This window comes from Streptomyces sp. NPDC048718 (assembly GCF_043198875.1).
GTDB lineage: Bacteria > Actinomycetota > Actinomycetes > Streptomycetales > Streptomycetaceae > Streptomyces.
The window spans coordinates 54,522-74,767 of sequence record NZ_JBICVG010000014.1; the positions used below are offsets into that span (position 1 = coordinate 54,522).

12 protein-coding genes are annotated in these 20,246 nt (G+C 73.9%); 11 read left to right on the plus strand and 1 reads right to left on the minus strand.

Annotated features, from left to right (window positions below; all coding sequences use genetic code 11):
* From ACGFRB_RS24950 to ACGFRB_RS25000, 11 genes are all read left to right on the plus strand, one after another.
* Positions 1-1,305: a MupA/Atu3671 family FMN-dependent luciferase-like monooxygenase gene (locus ACGFRB_RS24950; RefSeq protein ID WP_393246075.1), complete on the plus strand. Its 1,305-nt coding sequence runs from the start codon at positions 1-3 to the stop codon at positions 1,303-1,305.
* On the plus strand, positions 1,302-5,432 hold the full coding sequence (locus ACGFRB_RS24955; RefSeq protein WP_393246077.1) for an amino acid adenylation domain-containing protein: 4,131 nt from the start codon (positions 1,302-1,304) through the stop codon (positions 5,430-5,432). The genes ACGFRB_RS24950 and ACGFRB_RS24955 overlap by 4 nt, the downstream gene beginning before the upstream one ends.
* Positions 5,425-6,672, plus strand: coding sequence for an MFS transporter (locus ACGFRB_RS24960; RefSeq protein ID WP_393246079.1), 1,248 nt, complete (start codon positions 5,425-5,427; stop codon positions 6,670-6,672). Before ACGFRB_RS24955 ends, ACGFRB_RS24960 begins: the two co-directional genes overlap by 8 nt.
* Complete coding sequence (locus ACGFRB_RS24965) at positions 6,669-9,968, plus strand: condensation domain-containing protein (RefSeq protein WP_393246081.1); 3,300 nt, start codon at positions 6,669-6,671, stop codon at positions 9,966-9,968. The genes ACGFRB_RS24960 and ACGFRB_RS24965 overlap by 4 nt, the downstream gene beginning before the upstream one ends.
* A complete protein-coding gene (locus tag ACGFRB_RS24970) occupies positions 9,965-11,254 on the plus strand; it encodes an enoyl-CoA hydratase/isomerase family protein (protein ID WP_393246083.1) in 1,290 nt (429 codons plus the stop codon). Before ACGFRB_RS24965 ends, ACGFRB_RS24970 begins: the two co-directional genes overlap by 4 nt.
* Positions 11,251-12,888: an AMP-binding protein gene (locus ACGFRB_RS24975; RefSeq protein ID WP_393246084.1), complete on the plus strand. Its 1,638-nt coding sequence runs from the start codon at positions 11,251-11,253 to the stop codon at positions 12,886-12,888. Before ACGFRB_RS24970 ends, ACGFRB_RS24975 begins: the two co-directional genes overlap by 4 nt.
* Positions 12,885-15,383 (plus strand): amino acid adenylation domain-containing protein, encoded by a 2,499-nt coding sequence (locus ACGFRB_RS24980; RefSeq protein WP_393246086.1) that lies wholly within the window; start codon positions 12,885-12,887, stop codon positions 15,381-15,383. Before ACGFRB_RS24975 ends, ACGFRB_RS24980 begins: the two co-directional genes overlap by 4 nt.
* Positions 15,384-15,595: 212 nt before the next feature.
* Positions 15,596-16,849 (plus strand): acetyl-CoA carboxylase biotin carboxylase subunit family protein, encoded by a 1,254-nt coding sequence (locus ACGFRB_RS24985; protein WP_393246088.1) that lies wholly within the window; start codon positions 15,596-15,598, stop codon positions 16,847-16,849.
* Positions 16,842-17,615, plus strand: coding sequence for an HAD family hydrolase (locus ACGFRB_RS24990; protein ID WP_393246090.1), 774 nt, complete (start codon positions 16,842-16,844; stop codon positions 17,613-17,615). Before ACGFRB_RS24985 ends, ACGFRB_RS24990 begins: the two co-directional genes overlap by 8 nt.
* On the plus strand, positions 17,612-18,829 hold the full coding sequence (locus ACGFRB_RS24995; RefSeq protein WP_393246092.1) for a hypothetical protein: 1,218 nt from the start codon (positions 17,612-17,614) through the stop codon (positions 18,827-18,829). Before ACGFRB_RS24990 ends, ACGFRB_RS24995 begins: the two co-directional genes overlap by 4 nt.
* A gap of 20 nt (positions 18,830-18,849) precedes the next feature.
* Positions 18,850-19,770, plus strand: coding sequence for an NAD-dependent epimerase/dehydratase family protein (locus tag ACGFRB_RS25000; protein ID WP_393246094.1), 921 nt, complete (start codon positions 18,850-18,852; stop codon positions 19,768-19,770).
* A gap of 69 nt (positions 19,771-19,839) precedes the next feature.
* Here ACGFRB_RS25000 and ACGFRB_RS25005 read toward each other — a convergent pair whose 3' ends face one another.
* A complete protein-coding gene (locus ACGFRB_RS25005; protein WP_393246096.1) occupies positions 19,840-20,217 on the minus strand; it encodes a hypothetical protein in 378 nt (125 codons plus the stop codon).
* Positions 20,218-20,246: the final 29 nt, after the last annotated feature.

Below are 20,246 nucleotides of genomic sequence, written 5' to 3' on the forward strand. Positions count from 1 at the left end.
ATGGCCGGGAAAGCGACCCAGACGAACGACGCGACCGGAGCAGCCGGGCCGGCGGAGCCCGACGCTTCCGGGGCCGCGCGGCGGCTCCAGGAGCGCCTTGCCTCGCTGTCGCCGAGCCAGCGTGCCGTACTGGAGAAGCAGTTGCGGGAGCGGGGACAGAAGGCACCCGAGGAGGTGGGCGGCGGCGAGCGGGAACGTACGGCGAGAACGGCCGTGCCGCGCCGCTCGCGGCGGGCGGACAGCCGGATGGACTTCAGTCTGTTCTTCTTCTCCGGCGACGGCACGGCGGCCGGTCCGGGGAAGTACCAACTCCTGCTGGACAGCGCCCGGTTCGCGGACCGTAACGGCTTCAGCGGCATCTCCGTCCCGGAGCGGCACTTCGTCGACTTCGGCGGCCTGTACCCGAACCCGTCGGTGCTCGCGGCGGCCCTCGCCATGGTGACGGAGCGGATCCAGCTCCGGGCCGGCAGCACGGTGCTGCCGCTGCACCATCCGGTGCGGTCGGCCGAGGAGTGGGCGGTCGTGGACAACCTGTCGGGCGGACGGGCCGCGATCTCCGCGGCCTCCGGCTGGCACCCGGACGACTTCGTCCTGGCCCCCGGTGACGGGCAGGCCCGTTACCCGCACCGCAAGGAGGAGATGTTCGACGCGATCGACACGATCCGCCGGCTGTGGGCGGGCGGACACGTCGAGGTCCCGCGCGCCGACGGCTCCACGCAGCGCGTGCGTTCGCTGCCCCGGCCGATCCAGGCGGAGCTGCCGGTGTGGGTGTCGGCGCAGGGCAGCCCGGAGACGTTCGTACGGGCCGGGGAGATCGGCGCGAACCTGCTGACCGGTCTGGTGGCGCAGCGCCCCGCGGATCTGAAGGAGAAGACGGCCGCGTACCGGGAGGCCCGCGCGAAGGCCGGACACGATCCGGACACCGGCATCGTCACGGCCATGGTGCACACCTTCCTGTGGCCCGACGAGGAGGAGGCGCGAGAGCTGGTCCGCGGCCCCCTGACCGGCTATCTGAAGACGTTCCTGGCCCAACAGGACAATATCGGCGGCGAGTTCTCCAAGCTGGGCGAGGAGGGGCAGGAGGCCATGCTGAACGCCACCTTCGCCCGCTACTTCGACTCCCTCGCGCTGCTCGGCACGCCCGACAAGTGCGAGTCGCTGATCGAGGACATGGTGGACATCGGGGTGAACGAGGTCGCCTGTCTCGTCGACTTCGGTCTGGAGCCGGACGTGGTGCTCAAGGGCCTGGAACACCTCACCGAACTGAAGGACCGCTACCGGTCCGCGGAAGGGCGGCAGTCGTGACCGACTTCGCAGACCGGCTCGCCGGACTCACCCCGACCCAGCGCGCCCTGCTGGACCGCACGATGCGCGAGCGCGCCTCGCGCGCCTCGGCCGCGCCCGTACTCGGCCCGGTGACCCGGCGTACGGCCGACGGCCCGGTGCCGCTCACGGTGGACCAGGAACGTATCTGGCTCATCCACCAGTTCGACCCCGAAGACCCGGTCTACACCGTGCACTTCACGTCCCGGCTGCTCGGCGCCCTCGACGTGGAAGCGCTGCAGCGGGCGGTGGACTCCTTCGTCGCGCGGCACGAGGCGATGCGCACCACCTTCGCGCAGGACGGCGACAAGCCGGTGCAGCTGGTGCGTCCGTCGATGGAGGTGCCGATCCGGCAGGTGGATCTGCGGTCCCTGGCGGCGGAGCTGCGCGAGCCGGAGATGGAGCGGCTCGCCGAGGAGGAGCTGCGCGTCCCCTTCGACATCGTCGCGGGTCCGCTGCTGCGGGTGACCCTGATCCGGCTCGCCGAGGAGGAGCACGTACTCGTCGGCGCGGTGGACCATCTGGTCTGGGACCGCGGTTCGATGGGCATCTTCAACGCGGAGATCGCCGAGTTCTACTCGGCGTACGCCACCGGACGCGAGCCGGAGCTCCCGGAGTTGGAGGTCCACTACCCGGACTACGCGCTGTGGCAGCCGGACTGGCTGCGCGAGGAGGTCGCGCGCCGGCACGTGCCGTACTGGAAGAAGCAGCTCGCCGGCGCCGACGCGGTGCTCGAACTGCCGACGGACCGGCCGCGCCCGCCGGTGACGACCTCGAACGGCGCCCGCCACCAGTTCCCGTTCACCCCGGAGCTGACCGGCGCGGTGAAGGAGCTGGCGAAGCGCGAGGGCGTGTCGGTCTTCGTGCTGCTGCTCGCCGCCTGGGAGGTGCTGCTGCACCGGCTGTCCGGGCAGGACGACATCCTGGTCGGCACCACCTCCTCCACCCGCGGCCGGCCCGAGATCGAGCCGATGGTGGGCTACTTCCTCACCGTCCTGCCGCTGCGCTCGACGCTGCGGCCCGGGATGACGGTGCGCGAGCTGCTGGCCGCGACCCGCACCACGATGATGGGCGCCTTCGATCACCACGACATCCCGTTCGGCACGCTCCTCGACGAGCTGGACCTCGACCGCGACCCGAGCCGGACGCCGCTGTTCCAGTCGTCGTTCATCCTGGTGGACTTCCACTACGAGGAGCAGGCGCCGATGGCGGGCCTGCGGGTGGAGGAACTGACCCTCGACAACCGGACGGCGAAGGACGACGTGATGCTGGGCGTCTTCGACGACCCGGGCATCGCCGAGGACCACTTCCACTGTCTCTTCGAGTACAACACCGATCTGTTCGACGACGCCACGATGGCGCGCTTCGCCCGCCAGTACACCCGGCTCGTGGAGCAGTTCGTCGCCGACCCGGGCACGGCGGTGGCGGATCTCTCGCTGGTCGGCGCCGAGGAAGCCCACCGGATGCTGGTGGAGTGGAACCGTACCGGCGCCGAGCGGGAGTCCGGGATTACCCTGGACGCTCTGATACGCCGTCAGGCCGAGTCCACGCCGGACGCGGTCGCCGTCTCCTTCGGTGAAGAGTCCCTCACCTACACGGAGTTGACGGAGCGGGCCGGGCGTCTCGCCTCGTATCTGCGGGGCCGGGGCGTCACCGAGGAGACCGTGGTCGGCGTGTGCCTCGACCGCTCGGCCGACCTGCTCGTCGGACTGCTCGGCGTACTCATGGCCGGCGGCGCCTATCTCCCGCTCGACGCCGGTCATCCGGCGGCCCGGCTCGCCGACACGACCGCCGACGCCGGCGCCCGGATGGTGCTGACCCACTCCGCCCATCTGGACGTGCTCGCGGATTGTCCGGGTGAGCGGGTCTGTCTGGACACCGACGCGGCGGCCATCGCCGCCGCGCCGTCCGGGCCCCTGCCCGCGGCGACGGCCGAGGACCGGCTCGCGTACGTCATCTACACCTCCGGCTCGACCGGCCGCCCCAAGGGCGTCGAGGTCACCCACCGCAATCTGGTCAATCTGCTGATCGCCATGGCCGGCGAGACAGGCCTCGGCCCCGGTGACACCCTCGCCGCCGTCACCCCGGTCACCTTCGACATCTCCGGTCTGGAGCTGTACGCGCCGCTGATCTCCGGCGCCAGGACGCACATCGTGCGCAAGGAGGAGGCCGTCGACGGGCGCGGGCTCGCCGAGGTGCTCGCCGAGACCGGCGCGACCTTCCTCCAGGCCACCCCGGCGACCTGGCAACTGCTGGTGGAGGCGGGCTGGGAGAACGACAGCGGGCTCACCGCCCTGGTCGGCGGCGAGGCGCTGCCGCCGTCGCTCGCCGCCGCCCTGGTCCGCGAGCCGGGCCGCACCTGGAACGTGTACGGCCCGACGGAGACCACCATCTGGTCCACCGCGCACCGGCTGGACAGCGGCACCGAGCAGATCTCCATCGGCCGCCCGCTCGCCAACACCCAGGTGTACGTGCTCGACGAGCGGCTCGCCCCGGTGCCGGTCGGCGTCCCGGGCGACCTGTACCTGGGTGGCACGGGCGTGGCCCGCGGCTACCGAGGACGGCCCGCGCTGACGGCGGAGCGGTTCGTACCCGACCCGTTCTCCGGCCGCCCGGGCGCGCGGCTGTACGCCACCGGCGACAAGGCGCGGCTGCGCGAGGACGGCACCCTGGTCTTCCTCGGCCGCGACGACGGCCAGGTGAAGCTGCGGGGCTTCCGGATCGAACTGGGCGAGATCGAGGCCCGCCTGGAGCGGCATCCGGCCGTGCGGCGCGCCGTGGCCCTGGTCCGCGAGGACCGGCCCGGCGACAAGCGCCTGGTCGGCTATGTCGAGGCCGGCGAGGACACGGCGCCGTCGCAGGAGGAACTGCGGGAGCTGCTGCGCGGTTTCCTGCCCGACTACATGGTCCCGTCGGTCGTCGTCCGGCTCGACTCCTTCCCGCTGGGCACCAGCGGCAAGATCGACCGCCGGGCGCTGCCGGCGCCGGTGGCCGAGCGCACGGCCGGCTACGTCCCGCCGCGCGACGCCCTGGAGCTGGAGGTCGCGCGTATCTGGGAGGAGGTCCTCGGGGTCTCGCCGGTCGGTCTGCACGACGGGTTCTTCGAGCTCGGCGGGCACTCGCTGCTCGTGCTGCGGCTGATGGCGGAGATCGAGCGCCGGTACGACCGCCGGCTGCCGATGGCGGCGATCTTCCGGGGCGCGACCGTGGAGCGTTTCGCGCGGATGCTGCGCGAGGGGTACACCGAGGAGGACGGCGTCCACCTGGTGGAGCTCGGCGGGGCGGCGGGCGGCGCCGACCGGGCGAAGAGCCCGGCGGCCCCGGTGTTCTTCGCCCACCCCGCGGGCAGCGAGGTGGTCTGCTACATGCCGTTCACCGGCCTCGTCGAGGGCGGCCGGCCGGTGTACGCGCTCGCCTCGCCGCCGCCGGTGGACGGCCGGCTGCCGTTCGACGGCTTCGGCGAGCGGGCCGCGGCCTACGCGCGGCTGATCCGCGAGACGCAGCCCGAGGGGCCGTACACCGTGGCCGGCTGGTGTTACGGCGGTGCCAACGCCTACGCGGTCGCCGCCGAGCTGGAGAAGGACGGCGCGGACGTGTCCGTGATCATGATGGACTCGCACGCCCCGGCGGTCGTCCCCGAGGGCGACGAGCCGGACCGCGCCGACATCGTGGAGGCCGTCGCCGCCAATCTCCAGTGGGACTACGGCGACCGGCTGAAGCCGGTGGACGAGCTGCGCGGGATGTCCCCGGACGAGCACCTCGATTATCTGCTCGGCCTGGCCCGGGCCTCGGACTATCTGCCGCCGGACGCCGGGCGCGAGCAGATCGCGGACGTGCTCGACCTGTGGGTGGCCAATCTGCGCCTGCTGTGGAACTTCCGCCCGGACGCCGTCAAGGGCAGGGTCACGCTGATCCGCGCGGCGCAGGAGGAACACGACCCGTCCGGCTCCTGGCGGGAGCTGACGGGCCGGGACATCGACGTCCGCACGGTGGCCGGAAACCACTACACGATGATGCGCCATCCGCACGTCGAGGGCGTCGCGGACGTCCTCAACGAGGTGCTGCGCAGCACGGCGGGCACGGACGAGAACGGTGGGACACATGCTTGAACTGCTCAAGGACCGCACGTACATCCGCTACTGGCTGGCGGTCGTGGCGTCCTTCCTGGGTGACGCCATCACCAAGATCACCCTGATCTACGTGGTGGCGACCGAGACGTCGAACCCGGTCCTGTACGTATCCCTGGTCGTCATCGCCCAGCTGCTGCCGTCCGGTGTGCTCGGCGCCTTCGTCGGGCCGCTGGCCGACCGGGTGCCGGCCCGGGTCCTGATGGTCGGCTCGGACCTGGTCCGGGCCGTCCTGGCGCTGCTCATGATCGCCGTCCGGGACTCGCCGCTGCCGCTGCTGGCGCTGATCCTGCTGAGCGGCATCGGCAAGGCGTTCTTCGAGACCGCGCGGATCAGCGCGATCCCGCTGATCGTGCGCGGCCACAGCATCCCCACGGCGGTGGCGCTGTTCCAGTCGACCAACCACACCCTGAACCTGGTCGGCCCCGCCCTCGGCGGCGTGCTGCTCGCCCTCGGCAGCGTCCCGGTGGTCTTCGTCGCCGACGCCGCGACCTTCGTGATCTCGGCGCTGCTGCTCGGCTCCATGGCCGTGCTGAAGGAGGTGCCCGTGCCGGCCGCGGCGGGCGTCACCCGCGAGTCGTACTGGCGGTCGCTGCGGGTCGGGCTCGGCGGGGTGATGGCCGTGCCGTCGCTGCGTTTTCTCGCCGTCGTCCTCGTTCCGGTGATGCTGGCCCTCGGACTGTTCTCCACCAACCTCAACACCCAGTTGCTCTCCGGCTTCCGTCTCGGGGCGTTCGACTACGGCCTCGCGCAGGCGGGGTTCGGCGCCGGCGCAGTCGTCGGGGCGCTGGTCGGACCGCCGCTGGTGCGCCGGGCCGGCGACCGGAAGCTGCTGGTCTGGTCGATCGCGCTGTTCGCCGTGTCGTTGCTGCTGCTCGCCCCCACGGAGCGGCTGCGGGACACCCTCGGCGTGGCGGTCGTGCTGCTGTGGTGCCTGGTGGCGGGTCTCGGCTCGGGGCTTTTCCAGGTGCCGGTCGCCAACACCCTGCTCAGCGATCTGCCCGAGGAGCTGCGTGGCCGAGGCGTCGGTCTGCTCAACGCGCTCATGGTCAACTTCATGATCATCGGTGTGGTGGTCGGCGGTGCCGCCGCCGACCTGGCCGGCATCGGCTGGTCGATCGTCCTCACCGGAGCGGTGCTGCTGCCCGTCGCGATCGTGCTCGCCCTCTCCCCGCTCGGCCAAAGCCGCGCCGCCGCCCCGGAATCGGAGGCCGTCTCATGACCCCCCACGCGCCCGCCGGGGAGCCGCTGCTCCCGCTCACCCGGGCTCAGAGCCGCCTGTGGACGCTCGCGCATCTACGCCCGCGCGACCCCTTCTTCAGCGTGCCCTTCGCCCTCGACATCGAAGGCCCGCTGGACGAGGGCGCGCTGGGCCGCGCGCTCACCGAACTCGTACGCAGGCACCCCGCGTTGCGGGTCCGGATCGTCCAGGGCGCCGACGGCGATCCTGTCCAGTCGGTGCTCGGCGTCGCGTCCGGCACCCCGGCGACGCCCGTCGCCGAGCCGGTGGACGAGTCCGAAGCGGCCGTGCTCGCCGAGGAGTTCGCGGCGGAGCCCTTCGACGTCGACGGCGGTCCGCTGCTCCGGCTGCGACTGCTCCGGCTCACCGGCTCCGCGGCCCCCGCGCACCGGCTGCTCGTGGCCGTCCACCACATCGTCTTCGACGGAGCCTCCCTCACCCTCTTCACCGATGAACTGGCCGCGCTGTACGGGGCGTTCGCCGAGGGCCTGCCCTCGCCGCTGCCGGAGCCCGCGGTGGCGTACGGCGACTTCCTCGCCGCCCGCACCGCGCACGACGAGCGGGACCGCGCCGACAATCTCCGCTACTGGACCGCCCGGCTGGCCGGCGCGCCCCTGGTCACGGAGTTGCCGGCACGAGCCCCGCGCGGCCCGGCGGCCGGGCACACCGGGGACCGCCACACCATGCTCGTACCGGCCGCCGTCGTGGAGCCGCTGCGCGCCCTGGCACGGGGGAAGCGCGCCAGCCTGTACATGGTGCTGAAGGCCGCCGTGGACGTGGTGCTCCGCGCGTACGGCACCACCGATGTGCTCACCGGCATGGCCGTGTCGGGCCGCGACACCGTCGAGTCCGCCGGGCTCGTCGGCTATCTGACGCGCCCGGTCGTGCTGCGGGCGGACCTGTCGGACGACCCGGAGTTCACCGCGCTCCTCACCCGGGTGCGCGGCGACCTCCTCGACGCGCTCGACCACGCCGATCTCCCGGTCGACGAGGTCGTCGACGCCCTGGGCATCCCCCGCGATCCCAGTCACCATCCGCTCTACCAGGTCATGTACACCCATCAGCCGGCCTCGGCCGAGCGCCGGGCGGGCGGCGCGGTCTTCCGCGCCGCCGAGCTGCGGCTGCCCACCACCAAGGCCGATCTGGCGATCGACACCCTGGAGACCGTCGACGGCGGGCTGCTCGCGGTGGCCGACTACCGGGCCGACCTGTTCGACACCGCCACCGCCGGGCTGCTGCTCGCCCGGCTGCGGACCGTCCTCGAACGCGTCGGCGCGGATCCGGCCCTGCGGGTGTCGGAGCTGCTGCGGCCGGACGAGGCCCAGCACCGGGCGCTGCTGGCGGCGGGAAACCCGGCGGCCGGCGACGCTCCCGTGGAGGAGTGCGTCCACGCGCTGGTCGCCGCCCAGGCGGCGCGGACCCCGGACGCGGTCGCCGTGGCCGCCGGGCCGCGCACCTGGACGTACCGCGAGCTGGAGGCGGCGGCGGAGCGGCAGGCGGCGCGGCTGCGCGAGCGGGGTGTCGGTCCGGAGGTACGGGTCGGCGTCTGCGCCCCCGTCTCCTTCGCCCTGATCGCCGCCGAGCTGGCCGTGTGGAAGGCGGGCGGTGTCTGTGTCCCCCTGCCCCTCGACCTCCCCGCCTTCCTGCTGCGGCTCGCGGTGGCCGACGCGGATCTCGGGGTCGTCCTGGCGGACCCGGTGGCCGCACCGCTCTTCGACCACACGCAGGTCGCGGTGGTGGAGGCGGACCCCGACGGTTCCGCCTCCCCGGACGGCCCGCCCGTCGCCGGCGCGGGGCCGGACGTCCGTCCCCGGAACGCCGCCGCCGTGCTGCGTACCTCCGGCGCCACCGGCGAGCCGCTGCCCGTGGTCCTGGAGCACCGGCAGCTCGCGTCCCGGCTGCGCTGGGCCGCGCGCGAACTGCCCGCCGGGGCACTGGAATCCGTGGTCCCGGTGGGGGCGCCGGACGCGCCGGGCGCCATCTTCGAGCTGTTCGCCCCGCTGGTGCGCGGCGGCCGGGTCGTGATTCCCCTCGGGGAGGCGACCGGCACGGTGTGCGCGGCGCCGTCGGCGCTCGACTCCCTCGGCGAGAGCGGGGTCGAGCCCGGGTACGTCCTCGCGGCGGGCGAGCCGTGGGGCCCGGTGCGGCTGCCCGGTGTGGCCGTGCACCGGCTGTACGCGGCAGCCGAGACGGGCGGGCCCGCGCTGGCCGCCCCTGCCGGGGACGGCGGGACCGCGGAGCTCGGCGCTCCGGCCGGCGCCACCGCTTATGTCCTGGACCGCGCGGGCTGCCTCGCCGCGCCCGGGGTCGTCGGCGAGCTGCACATCGGCGGCGCCGCCGTCGCCCGGGGCTACCTGGGGCACCCCGGGACGACCGCCGATCGGTTCCGGCCCGACCCGTACGGTACGGAGCCGGGCGGCCGGCTCTTCGCGACCGGCGACCTGGCGCGCCGGACGCCCGACGGGCGGCTGGAGTTCGCCGGGCGGGCCGTCGACCGGACGACGGTCTCGGGGGTCCGGGTGGCCGCGCTGGACGTCCGTACGGCGCTGCTCGCCCACCCCGGCGTGGCCCGGGCCGAGGTGATCGTGGCCGCCGGGCCGCCGGGAGCCCCCACCGGCCCGGCGGGATCCGGGGCACCCGCCGGCGCCGACGGGGTCCTGGTGGCCGCCGTCGTGGCGCGGTCCGGTACCGGCCTCGGCGCCGACGCCCTGCGCGCCCATCTCGCCGGGATCCTGCCCGGCCATCTCCTGCCGGCCCGGCTGGAGGTGCTCGACCGGCTGCCGCTGCTGCCCAGCGGCCGTGCCGACCGGGCCGCGCTGCTCGACGCGGTCGCCGAGGCGGCCGGGGTGCGCGCGGCACGCGACACGGCGCGGGCGGCCGAGCGGCCGGTGAGCGAGGTGGAGCGACTGGTCGCGGAGTCCTGGGAGCAGGTCCTCGGGCGGGCGGTCGGCGCGGAGAGCGGCTTCTTCGACGTGGGCGGGAACTCGCTTCTCCTGGTCCGGCTCCGAGACCGGCTGCGGACGGCGCTGGGCCGGGAGATCGAGGTGATCGACCTGTTCCGGCACTCCACGATCCGGGCGATGGCCGCGCACTTCGGCGACAGCGGCCCAGGCCGCGGCGCCGAGGGCGCAGGCCGGGACGGCGACGGGGCCGCTTTGGACGCCGGCGCGGACCGGGGCCAGGCCCGGCAGCAGGCCCTGAGGGCCCGTGCCCGGGCCCGCACGGCACGCGCCCCACGCACCACGGGCACCACACGTACTCAAGGGGGATCACGATGACGGCGACGACACCAAAACCCGGGCTCACCGGGGACTTCCACACCGACTCCACGGCGCTGACCCGCTTCCTCGGCGATCTCGCGGGACGATCGACGGGCGAGCCGGCGCACGGGCCGCTGCGCACGGCGGCTCGGCTGGCGCGGCGGCGGTTCCTGGAGCGGCACGCGGACCGGCTGTACGAGGAACTGACCGACGGACGGCGGGCGTTCCACCGGCTGGACGACCTGGCGGGCGCGGCGGCCGACGCGGTGCCCGGTCTGGTCCCGACCAAGGCCGAGCTGGAAGTGGAGCGATGCCGTTCGCAGCGCGAGAAGCTGGGTCTGGAGATCGACCACGGGATCTTCTTCCATGCCCTGCTCGGCTCGGAGCTGTCGGGGCGGCATCTGCTGGACGCGATGCGCCGGCCCACCGAGCGGGCGCTCGCGGCCCTCAGCGGTTTCCGGGCCACCGGCCGCGCCGACTTCGGTGTGGTCACGGTCGAACGGCGCGGTGACGTCGGCGAGGTGACCGTGGCCAACACGGCGTTCCTCAACGCCGAGGACGATCTGCTGGTCGCTGCCCTGGAGGCGGCCGTGGACCTGGTGCTCCTCGACGACTCGGTGCGGGTCGGCGTGATGCGCGGCGGGCCGATGACGCATCCGCGCTACGCCCGCCGCCGGGTGTTCGGCGCCGGCATCAACCTCACCCGGCTGTACGAGGGCCGGATCTCGCTGATCGACTTCTTCCTGACGCGGGAACTCGGCTACATCCACAAGATCCTGCGCGGTCTGAGCGTGCCGGACGACGGCCGCGACTGGTGGCCGGAGCCCGTGGAGAAGCCGTGGGTGGCGGCCGTGGACTCGTTCGCGATCGGCGGCGGCGCGCAGATCCTGCTGGTCTTCGACCGGGTGATCTGCGCCGAGGGGGCGTATCTGACGCTGCCCGCGCTGCGCGAGGGCATCATCCCGGGCGTCGCGAATCTGCGGCTGCCGAGGACGGGCGGCAACCGGCTGTCCCGTCAGATGATCTTCGCGGACCGGCGGATCGAGGCGGACTCCCCCGAGGGCCGGCTGCTGTGCGACGAGGTGGTGCCCGAGGAGCGGATGGAGACGGCGGTCGCCGAGGCCGCCGCGACCCTCGCCGCCCCGGCCGTCCTGGGCAACCGGCGGGTGCTGCACGCGCACGAAGAGCCGGAGGACGAACTGCGCCGCTACATGGCGGCCTACGCGATCGAGCAGAGCCGGCGCCTGCACAGCCCCGACCTGGTCGAGAACCTGGAACGCACGTGGATATCGAGGAACCGATGACCGCCGAGACCCCCACCGCGCCCACGCCCGTGCCCCTGGCCGGTCCGGGTGATCCGGCCGATCCGGCGCGACAGCTCACCTTCTACCGGCGGTTCGAGAACTCGGCCCTGCGGCTGCCCGGCCGGCCCGCCCTGGAGATCGGCGACGAGGTCCTCACCTACGCCGAACTGCGGGCGCTGGCCCTGACGCTGGCCGAGCGGATCGTACGGAAGCACGGCGGCGTACCGCGCCGGGTGGCGCTCGTCGCCTCGCGGTCCGTCGCCGCGTACGCCGGTTATCTGGCGATCCAGCGGCTGGGCGCCGGGGTGCTGCCGCTCAACCCGGACCATCCCGCGCAGCGCAATCTGGACGTGGCCCAGCGCGCCGGCGTGGAGGCCGCGCTCGTCGGCTCCCGCTCGGCGGATCTCTTCCGGGTGCTGCCCGAGCGGTACCGGCCGACCGTCCTGGAGCTGGACGACACCGAGCGGGCCGCCGGCACGCCCTCGGGTGAAATCCTTCCGCCGGTGCCGGACGACCTGGACGCCGAGGCCTACCTCCTGTTCACCTCGGGTTCGACCGGTCAGCCCAAGGGCGTACCGATCCTGCAGCGGCACTTCTCACCGTTCCTCGCGCACAACATCCCGCGCTTCGGGATCGAACCCGGCTCCCGCCTGTCGGGGGTGTTCGGCCTGACCTTCGACGCGCACGCCTTCGATCTGTTCGCCACCTGGGGCGGGGGCGGCACTCTGGTGGTGCCCTCGGCCCAGGAGCTGTACCAGCCGGTCGAGTTCATCGTGGAGCGCGGGCTGACCCACTGGTTCTCGGTGCCCTCGGTGATCCGCGAGGCGCAGCGGCTCGGTGCTCTCCCGCTGGGCCGGGCGGTCACCCTGCGGCACAGCGTCTTCGGCGCCGAGCCGGTCACCCGGGAACATGTCGACCTGTGGCGCGAGGTGGCCCCGCACTCCGAGATCCACAATGTGTACGGGCCCACCGAGCTGTCCCTGTGCTGTTCCAACCACCGCCTCACCGGCCCGAGTTCATCCTGGCCGGCGTACCCGGGCGGTACGGTGCCGATCGGCACGATGTACCCCCACATGGAGGGCGTCCTCCTCGACGAGGACGGACTGCCCGCCGAGCAGGGCGAGTTGTGCGTACGCGGCCCGCAGCGCTTCGACGGCTATCTGGACCCGCGGGAGAACGCGGGCCGGTTCTGCTCGTACGAGGAGGGCACGGGCCCCGCCGTCGTGTACGACGGCTCGGAGCCGCTCACCGACCGCCACTGGTACCGCACCGGCGACCGGGTCCGCCGCGAGGACGGCGTCCTGATCCACTGCGGCCGGCTCGACCAGCAGGTCAAACTGCGCGGCCACCGGGTGGAGATCGGCGAGGTGGAGGCGGTGCTGCGGCGCCATCCGCAGGTGGTGGACGTGGCGGTGGTCGCGGTGACCGCCGAGGACGGCGAGAGCGAGCTGGCCGCCGCCTACGCGGGCCGCGCGGTGGAACCGGCGGCGTTCGACGCCTGGCTGCGCGAGCGGATGCCGCTGCACATGGTGCCGGCCCGGATCCGGCTGCTCGACGGGCTGCCGCTGAACGACAACGGAAAGACGGACCGCATCGCTCTGGCGCGGATCCTCGGCACCCGGGAGGGATCATGACAGGCGCGCTGGACGAGACCGCCTACTGGCGGGCCGCGCTCGACGGCCTGGAGCCGCTGGAGCTGCCGCTCGACCGGCCGGGCCCGGCGGCCGTCGAGGCCGGTCCGCCCCTGGCCGGGCTTCCGGTCGCCGTCCCGGCCTCGACGGTGGACGCTCTGCGCAAGACCGCGGCCGAACTGGGCACCGGGCTGCCGGAGGTGCTGCTCGCCGCGTACGGCGTGGTGCTCGGCCGGTGGGCCCGGACGAAGGACGTGGCCGTCGGCATCCCGGTCGACGGGAACCTGGTCGTGGTCCGCGCCGGCTTCGGGGACGGCACGTTCGCCGAGGCGACGGCGCGGGTCGCCGCGGCCGTACGGGAGGCACGGGCGCATGCCGGGACGCCGTTCGCCGAGGTGGCGGCGGCGCTCGGCGCGGGACCGGAGCACTCGGGCGGCCATCACCCGCTGGTGCGGGCGGTGTTCGGCGAGGCCTCGGCCGGATATACCGCTCCGGACGGGTTCGGCGCGCCCGACCTGGCGCTGTTCTGGGCCGACGACGAGGAACGGGGGCTCTCGCTCCGGCTCCATTACCGGCCCGCCGTCCTCGCCGGGGCCACCGCCGAGCGGTTCGCGGGCTCCCTGCTCCATCTGCTGGCGGACGTCCGCGAGCGGCCCGGCGCCGCCCTCGGCGAACTGGACGTCGTCCCGCCCGAACAGCTCGCGACCTTGCGCGCCTGGGGTCGCAACCCGGCCGCCTACCCCCAGGGCGGCACGGTCACGGGCCTGTTCGCCGTGCAGGCGGCCCGGACCCCGGACGCGGTCGCCGTCGTCTTCGGCGAGGAGGAGGTCACCTACCGGGAGCTGGACATCCGGGCCGGACGGCTCGCCCGGCATCTGCGGGACCTCGGCGTGGGCCGGGACGTGCCGGTCGGGGTGTGCCTGGAGCGCGGCACCGAGCTGATCGTGGCGCTGCTCGCCGTACTGCGAGCGGGCGGGGCGTACGTCCCGCTCGATCCCGAACACCCGTCGGAGCGGCTGGAGTTCGTTCTCACGGACACGGCGGCACCGGTGGTCGTCACCCAGGAGTCGCTGCGCGGCCGGCTCGCCGGACCGGGCCGGGCCCTCGTCGCGGTGGACACCGACCGGGCGGCGATCGCGGCGCACGAGCCCGCCGGGGGTTCCCTCGCCGGCGCGGGTCCGGACGATCTCGCGTACGTCCTCTACACCTCCGGCTCCACCGGCACGCCCAAGGGCGTGGCCGTCACGGTCGGTTCGCTGGTCAACCTGCTGTACGGGATGCGGGACACCTTCCCCGCGCCGCAGAGCGACCGGGTGCTCTTCACCACCTCCGCCACCTTCGACATCGCGGGTGTGGAGCTGTTCCTGCCGCTGGTCACCGGCGGCCGGATCATCGGCGCCACCCGTGAGCAGGTGCACACCCCGCGCGCGCTGGCCGACCTGATCGACCGGCATTCCGTGACGCTCGCCCAGGCCACCCCGTCGGCCTGGCGGCCGCTGCTCGACGCCCTCGGCGACACCCGGCGCGAGCTGACCGTGTTCACCGCCGGGGAGGCGCTGCCGGCCGAGCTGGCGGCGCGGATGCTGCGCGCGGGCCGCCGGGTCGTCAACGGGTACGGTCCGACGGAGACCACGGTGTACGCCACCCTCGCGGAGATCACCGAGGCGGCGGGCCCGGTCCCGATCGGCCGGCCGTCCCCCAACACCGAGGTGTCGGTCGTGGACGAGCACGGCCGGCCCGTTCCGGTCGGGGTGCCCGGCGAACTCCTCGTCGGCGGCGCGGGCGTGGCCCGCGGCTACCTCGGCAGGCCGGATCTGACGGCGGAGCGCTTCGCCGGCGGCGTCTACCGCACCGGGGATCTGGCGCGCTGGCGGCCCGGCGGCGACCTGGAGTTCCTGGGACGGCTCGACCACCAGGTGAAGGTGCGCGGCTTCCGGATCGAACTCGGCGAGATCGAGGCGTCGTTGCTCGCCCACGAGGACGTGGCGGCGGCCGTGGTGACCGTGCGGGACGACGCCGTACCGGGCGAGCGGGCGCTCGTCGCGTACTGTGTGCCGGCCGCCGGGCGCACGCTCGGCGTGACGGCGCTGCGCGACTGGTGCGGGCGCACCCTGCCCGGCTACATGGTGCCCGCCCGGTTCGTCTTCCTCGACGCGCTGCCGCTGACCGGCAGCGGCAAGACCGACCGGGCGGCGCTGCCCGCTCCGGACGGCGAACGCCCCGCCCTGGAGGCGGAGTTCGTGGCGCCCCGCAATGCCGCCGAACGGGCGGTGGCCCGCGCCTGGGCCGCGGCGCTGTGGGCGGACGAGGTCGGCGCGCACGACGACTTCTTCGAACTGGGCGGCGACTCGCTGGTCGCGACCCGGGTCGCCCTGAAGCTCCAGGAGGAGTTCGGCCTGGAGATCCCGGTGCGGGTGCTGTTCGCCCGTACGACCGTGGAGTCCCTCGCACAGGCGCTGATGACCGTGCGCCGCGGCGGCGAGTGGCCCGAGGACTGACGGCCGCCGCACCCCCGATGCCGCCAGGCCGGGGCGGGTCTCGACCCCCCTCCCCCGTCCCGGCCCTGGCCCCGCTCGGGACCCGGCCCCGGACCCGGCCGGCCGCGTATCGCCACTCTCAACCCTCTCCTCCCTCGCATTCCCTCGCTCTTCCTTTCCTCCCCTTCTCTCGCCTTCCTTCGCCGTTCCGATCACAGAGGTGGACGTCAGACATGAGTGACCAACCGGTCCTGCTGGTGGTGTACGACGCCGGCAGCCTGGCCCCGACCCGGCTGGCCGAGGCCGCGCGGCGGGCGGGCTGCGCCCTGGTGTTCGTCACCGCCGGCACCGACCACGCCCGGGAGATGATCCCGACCCTTCGCACCGTCGGCACCGTCGTCGACATGGCGGACCGGACCGAGGAGGAGACGGTCACGGCGCTGAAGGCGCTCGCTCCCGCCGGCATCGTCACCTTCAGCGAGTTCCAGATCGCCGTCACCGTCCGGCTGGCCGCCGCGCTCGGGCTGCGCTACCACTCCCCCGCCGATGTGGCCGCGATCACCCACAAGGACCTCCAGCGCGAGCGCTTCGCCGAGGCGGGTGTGGACGCCGTCCGCTTCCGTACGGTCACCTCGCCCGAGCAGACCGACGAAGCCCTGGCGTACGTCGGGCTGCCCGCCATCATCAAGCCGGTCGTCGGCGCCTCCAGCCGCAACACCCGGGCCGTGACGACAGAGCAAGAGTGCCATGCGGCCATCGCCGAGTGCTTCGACGCCGCCGGCGGCGGCCCCGTCGAGACGGCGGTGATGATCGAGGAACTGCTGCTCGGCCGGCCCACCGAGGCCCCCTGGGGCGACTACATCGCCGTGGACTGCGTCGCCGACGGCGACGATGTCCGCCCGGTCTTCGTCACCAGCAAGTTCGCACTGGCCGAACCCTTCCGCGAGCGCGGCGGCTACGGCGGGTTCTCCTTCGTGTCCGAGGAGGACGAGCGGGCCGTGCGCGACCTGGCCTGCCGGGCCGTCGGCGCCCTGAACATCCACGGGGTGGCCGACGTCGAGATCAAGCTGACCGCCGACGGCCCCCGGGTCATCGAGGTCAACGGCCGGCTCGGCGCGTGGGTGGACGATCTCGCCGTCCGCTCCGGCACCTCCGATCCGGCGTACGTGGCGGTGGCGGCCGCGCTCGGGTTGCCGTACGAGACACCCGGCATCAAGAAGGACGGACCGATCGCCTTCCACTACCTGATCGTGCCGCCCGCCGGCGCGCGCAGCGTCCGGGGCATCCGCAACGTCACCGCGCTGCGCCGGCTGCCGAACGTCGACCGGGTGACCGTGCTCGTCGAGCCCGGCGCCCCGGCCGACTGGCGGATCGGCGCGCGCGGCAACACGGCGGCGGTCACCGGAACCGCCGCCTCCCACGAGGAACTGGCCAGGACCGTGGCCGCCATCGAGAGCGTCGAGTGGATCGAGTACGCATATGAGTGAGCTCCACGGGCCCCCGGGCCTGCTGCTGGTCTTCGACCTGGACGGGGTCCTCGTCGACACCCAGGACGCCGAGAACGGCGGACTCGCCCACGTCGGCGAGCTGATGGGACTGACGCTCGGCAAGGAGCGCCGGGACGAGCTGTTCTCCGGCAAGAAGATGCAGGAGTGCCTCGACCTGATGGCGGAGCTGACGGGCACGCCGCCGCCCGCCGACGCCATGCCGATCGCGCGGGCCAGGTGCGAGGAGCTGATCGGCGACCACCTCGAACCCCTCGACGGCGTGGCTTACGCGCTGCGGCGGCTCGCCGCCCTGCCGGGCGTGGCCGCGATGTGCGTGGCGTCCAACAGTCCGCTGGAACTGATCGAGCGCCGGCTGGCCAAGGCGGGCATCCTGCACCACTTCGGCGGGCGGCTGTTCTCCGCGTACGACGTGGACGCCTGGAAGCCCGACCCGAAGCTCTTCCGTTGGGCGGCGGAGCGGTGCGGAGCCGCCGTCCGCGACTGTCTGGTGATCGAGGACAGCCCGGTCGGGGTCGACGCCGGTCTCGACGCCGGGATGCGGGTCCTGCAGTACACCGCCGACCCCGGCACCGGGGCGCACCGGGAGGGCGCGGAGGTGTTCCGTTCGATGCGGGACCTGCCGGGCCTGGTGGCGTCCGCCATCGCCCAGCGGACCGCACGGACCGCACGGACCGCGCCCACCGCACCCGGCCCGGCCGGCCTCTTCGCCGCTTCCGCGCTCGCGACCTCTGGAGGGACCCGATGAACAGCCCCGCGAACCCCGCACACTTCACCCACCCCGCTCCCCTCGCCCCTTCGGCGAGTTGCGCGCGTGAGGCGCGCAGGGTCATGGTCCTGGGCGCGGGCGACATCGGCCGGCAGGCGTTCCACGCGCTCGCGCAGAGCGACCCCGCGCGCGAACTGCGGCTGGTCGGCCGGGACGAGGAGACGGTGCTCCGCGCCACCAACCTGGCCCGGTTCTGCGCGATCCAGCGCGGCCACCAGCCCCGGGTCGGCCACGCGCTGACCGATCTGCGCGATGTGGCCCGGACGGCGCAGGTCATCTCCGAGTTCCGGCCCGACATCCTCTTCCTGGCGGCGAGTTACCAGTCGTGGTGGGTCATCTCGACCCTGGAGCAGTCGGCGTTCCAGCGGCTGTACGCGGCCAACTACGGGCCCTGGCTGCCGATGCACCTGGTGCCGGCGATGAAGGCCATGGAGGCGGTCCGGATGTCCGGGGTGGACCCGGTCGTCGTCAACGCCGCCTACCCGGACGCCGTCCACCCGGCGCTCGCCGCCGTGGGCCTCTCCCCGGACCTCGGCATCGGCAATGTCGCCAACAACGTGCCCGGCATCACCGCGGCCGTCGCCGACGAACTCGGCCGCCCGTCCGGTGACGTGGAGGTGCGGCTCGTCGCCCACCACTACGTCTCGCACCGGCTGTCGCGGACCGGGAACAGCGGTCCGGCGCGGATGGGTCTGGGCATCCGGGTGGACGGGCGGGACATCACCGCGGAGCTCGACGTGCCGGCGCTGCTGAACCGGCTGCCCGAGCGCTACCGGCGCACCGGCGGGCTGCCCGGTCAGGTGATGACGGCCGCCTCGGCGCTCAGTGTGCTCGAACCGCTGGCCGACGGCCGGGCGGCCCTCGTCCACGCGCCCGGCGCGGGCGGGGCGGTGGGCGGCCACCCGGTGGCGCTCGCCGCGGACGGCTCGTACGAGATCGTCCTGCCCGACGGGATGACCCGGGAGCAAGCCGACGCGATCAGCCTCTCCGGCCAGGCGTGGGACGGCATCAGCGAGATCCAGGAGAACGGCACGGTGGTCTTCGAGCCCTCCGCGATGGCGATCATGACGGAGGAACTCGGGTACGACTGCCCGGAGATGAAGCTGTCGGAGGCCGAGGACCGGGCGCGGGAGATCGCCGACCGGTTCGCCGCCTACCGGGAGCGCACGTCGGCGCCCGCGTTGGCCGCCTGAGCACGGGAAGGGACGGACGGATGAGGATTCTGCTGCTCGGCGGCACCGATTTCGCGGGCCGCGCGGTCGCGGAGGCGGCGCGGGACCGGGGCTGGGACGTGACGGTCTTCCATCGGGGCGAGCATCCGGCGCCGCCGGGTGTGACGGTGCTGAACGGCGACCGTACGAAGCCCGATGGCCTGGCCGCACTCGCGGAGGGCACCTGGGACGCCGTCGTGGACACCTGGTCGGCGGCGCCCCGGGTCGTCCGGGACTCCGCCCGGCTGCTCGCGCGGCGCGCCGGGCGGTACGTCTTCGTGTCGAGCCGTTCCGTCTACGCCTGGCCCATTCCGGCCGGTCTGGACGAGAACGGCCCGGTGGTGGACGCCGACCCGGACGCGGACGCGACCGACTACGCCGCCGACAAGCGGGGCGCGGAGCTGGCCGTGCTGCGCGAGTTCGGCGAGGGGCGGTCCCTGCTGGTCCGCGCCGGGCTGCTGCTCGGCCCCCGGGAGAACTGCGACCGCCTGCCGTGGTGGCTGAGGCGGATCGCCCTGGGCGGCCCGCTGCTCGCTCCCGCGCCCCGGGACACGCCGCTGCAGTACGTGGACGTGCGCGACATGGCGGTGTGGATCCTGGACGCCCTGGAGGCGGGGCTCGCCGGCCCGTACGACATGGTCGGCCCGTCCGGCCACACCACGATCGGCGGACTGCTGGACGCCTGCGTCACCGCGACCGGCGCGGACACCACGCTCGTCTGGGTCGATCCGGAGACCCTGGCCGCTGCCGGGGTCTCCGGCTGGTCGGACCTCCCTATCTGGTGTCCGCCCGGCGGCGAACTCCATGACGCCCTCCACTGCGGCGACGTGACCCGCGCGCTCGCCACGGGCCTGCGCGTCCGCCCGGTGACGGAGACGGTCGAGGACACCTGGGCGGGGCTGAACGCCCCGGACGGCGCCTGAGCCGTCCACCGGGTGCCGGGCCCGGTCCGGCGGGGAAACCGCCGTACCGAGCCCGGGTTCCCGCGGGGGTCAGCAGGGTTCGGAGGCTCCGTTGCCGCTCAGGTAGGCGTCGTAGACCCAGCCGAGGCTGCTGCCGCCCTGGGTACGGACCCATGTCCAGGTGTTCCCGTAGTCGTTGACCACATAACAGTCGTACCGGACGGTGGTGCCGTCGGCGACGATACCCACCGTGGTGCAGTCGCCGTAGGGCCCGGTGTGCGCGGCCGCGCCACCGGTCTTGCGCACCGAGCCGAGGCGCCCGTCGTTGGGGTTGTGCGGCCAGTACGCGTTGCCGCAGGTGACGGCTGACGCGTCGGCGGTGCCGGCCTGGGCCGCCGGGACCGCGATGCCGCCGAGCAGCAGTGCGGCGCCCGCGACGGCCCCGCCGAGAACACGACGTACACGCATGCGTTCACTCCTTGGTGAGTGGGGTGCTG

What these genes read in the sequence shown, in the direction of transcription:
- ACGFRB_RS24950 (WP_393246075.1), top strand. Translation starts at nt 1, where the DNA reads ATGGCCGGGAAAGCGACCCAGACGAACGACGCGACCGGAGCAGCCGGG.
- ACGFRB_RS24960 (WP_393246079.1), top strand. Translation starts at nt 5,425, where the DNA reads ATGCTTGAACTGCTCAAGGACCGCACGTACATCCGCTACTGGCTGGCG.
- ACGFRB_RS24965 (WP_393246081.1), top strand. Translation starts at nt 6,669, where the DNA reads ATGACCCCCCACGCGCCCGCCGGGGAGCCGCTGCTCCCGCTCACCCGG.
- ACGFRB_RS24970 (WP_393246083.1), top strand. Translation starts at nt 9,965, where the DNA reads ATGACGGCGACGACACCAAAACCCGGGCTCACCGGGGACTTCCACACC.
- ACGFRB_RS24975 (WP_393246084.1), top strand. Translation starts at nt 11,251, where the DNA reads ATGACCGCCGAGACCCCCACCGCGCCCACGCCCGTGCCCCTGGCCGGT.
- ACGFRB_RS24980 (WP_393246086.1), top strand. Translation starts at nt 12,885, where the DNA reads ATGACAGGCGCGCTGGACGAGACCGCCTACTGGCGGGCCGCGCTCGAC.
- ACGFRB_RS24985 (WP_393246088.1), top strand. Translation starts at nt 15,596, where the DNA reads ATGAGTGACCAACCGGTCCTGCTGGTGGTGTACGACGCCGGCAGCCTG.
- ACGFRB_RS24990 (WP_393246090.1), top strand. Translation starts at nt 16,842, where the DNA reads ATGAGTGAGCTCCACGGGCCCCCGGGCCTGCTGCTGGTCTTCGACCTG.
- ACGFRB_RS24995 (WP_393246092.1), top strand. Translation starts at nt 17,612, where the DNA reads ATGAACAGCCCCGCGAACCCCGCACACTTCACCCACCCCGCTCCCCTC.
- ACGFRB_RS25000 (WP_393246094.1), top strand. Translation starts at nt 18,850, where the DNA reads ATGAGGATTCTGCTGCTCGGCGGCACCGATTTCGCGGGCCGCGCGGTC.
- ACGFRB_RS25005 (WP_393246096.1), bottom strand. Translation starts at nt 20,217, where the DNA reads ATGCGTGTACGTCGTGTTCTCGGCGGGGCCGTCGCGGGCGCCGCACTG.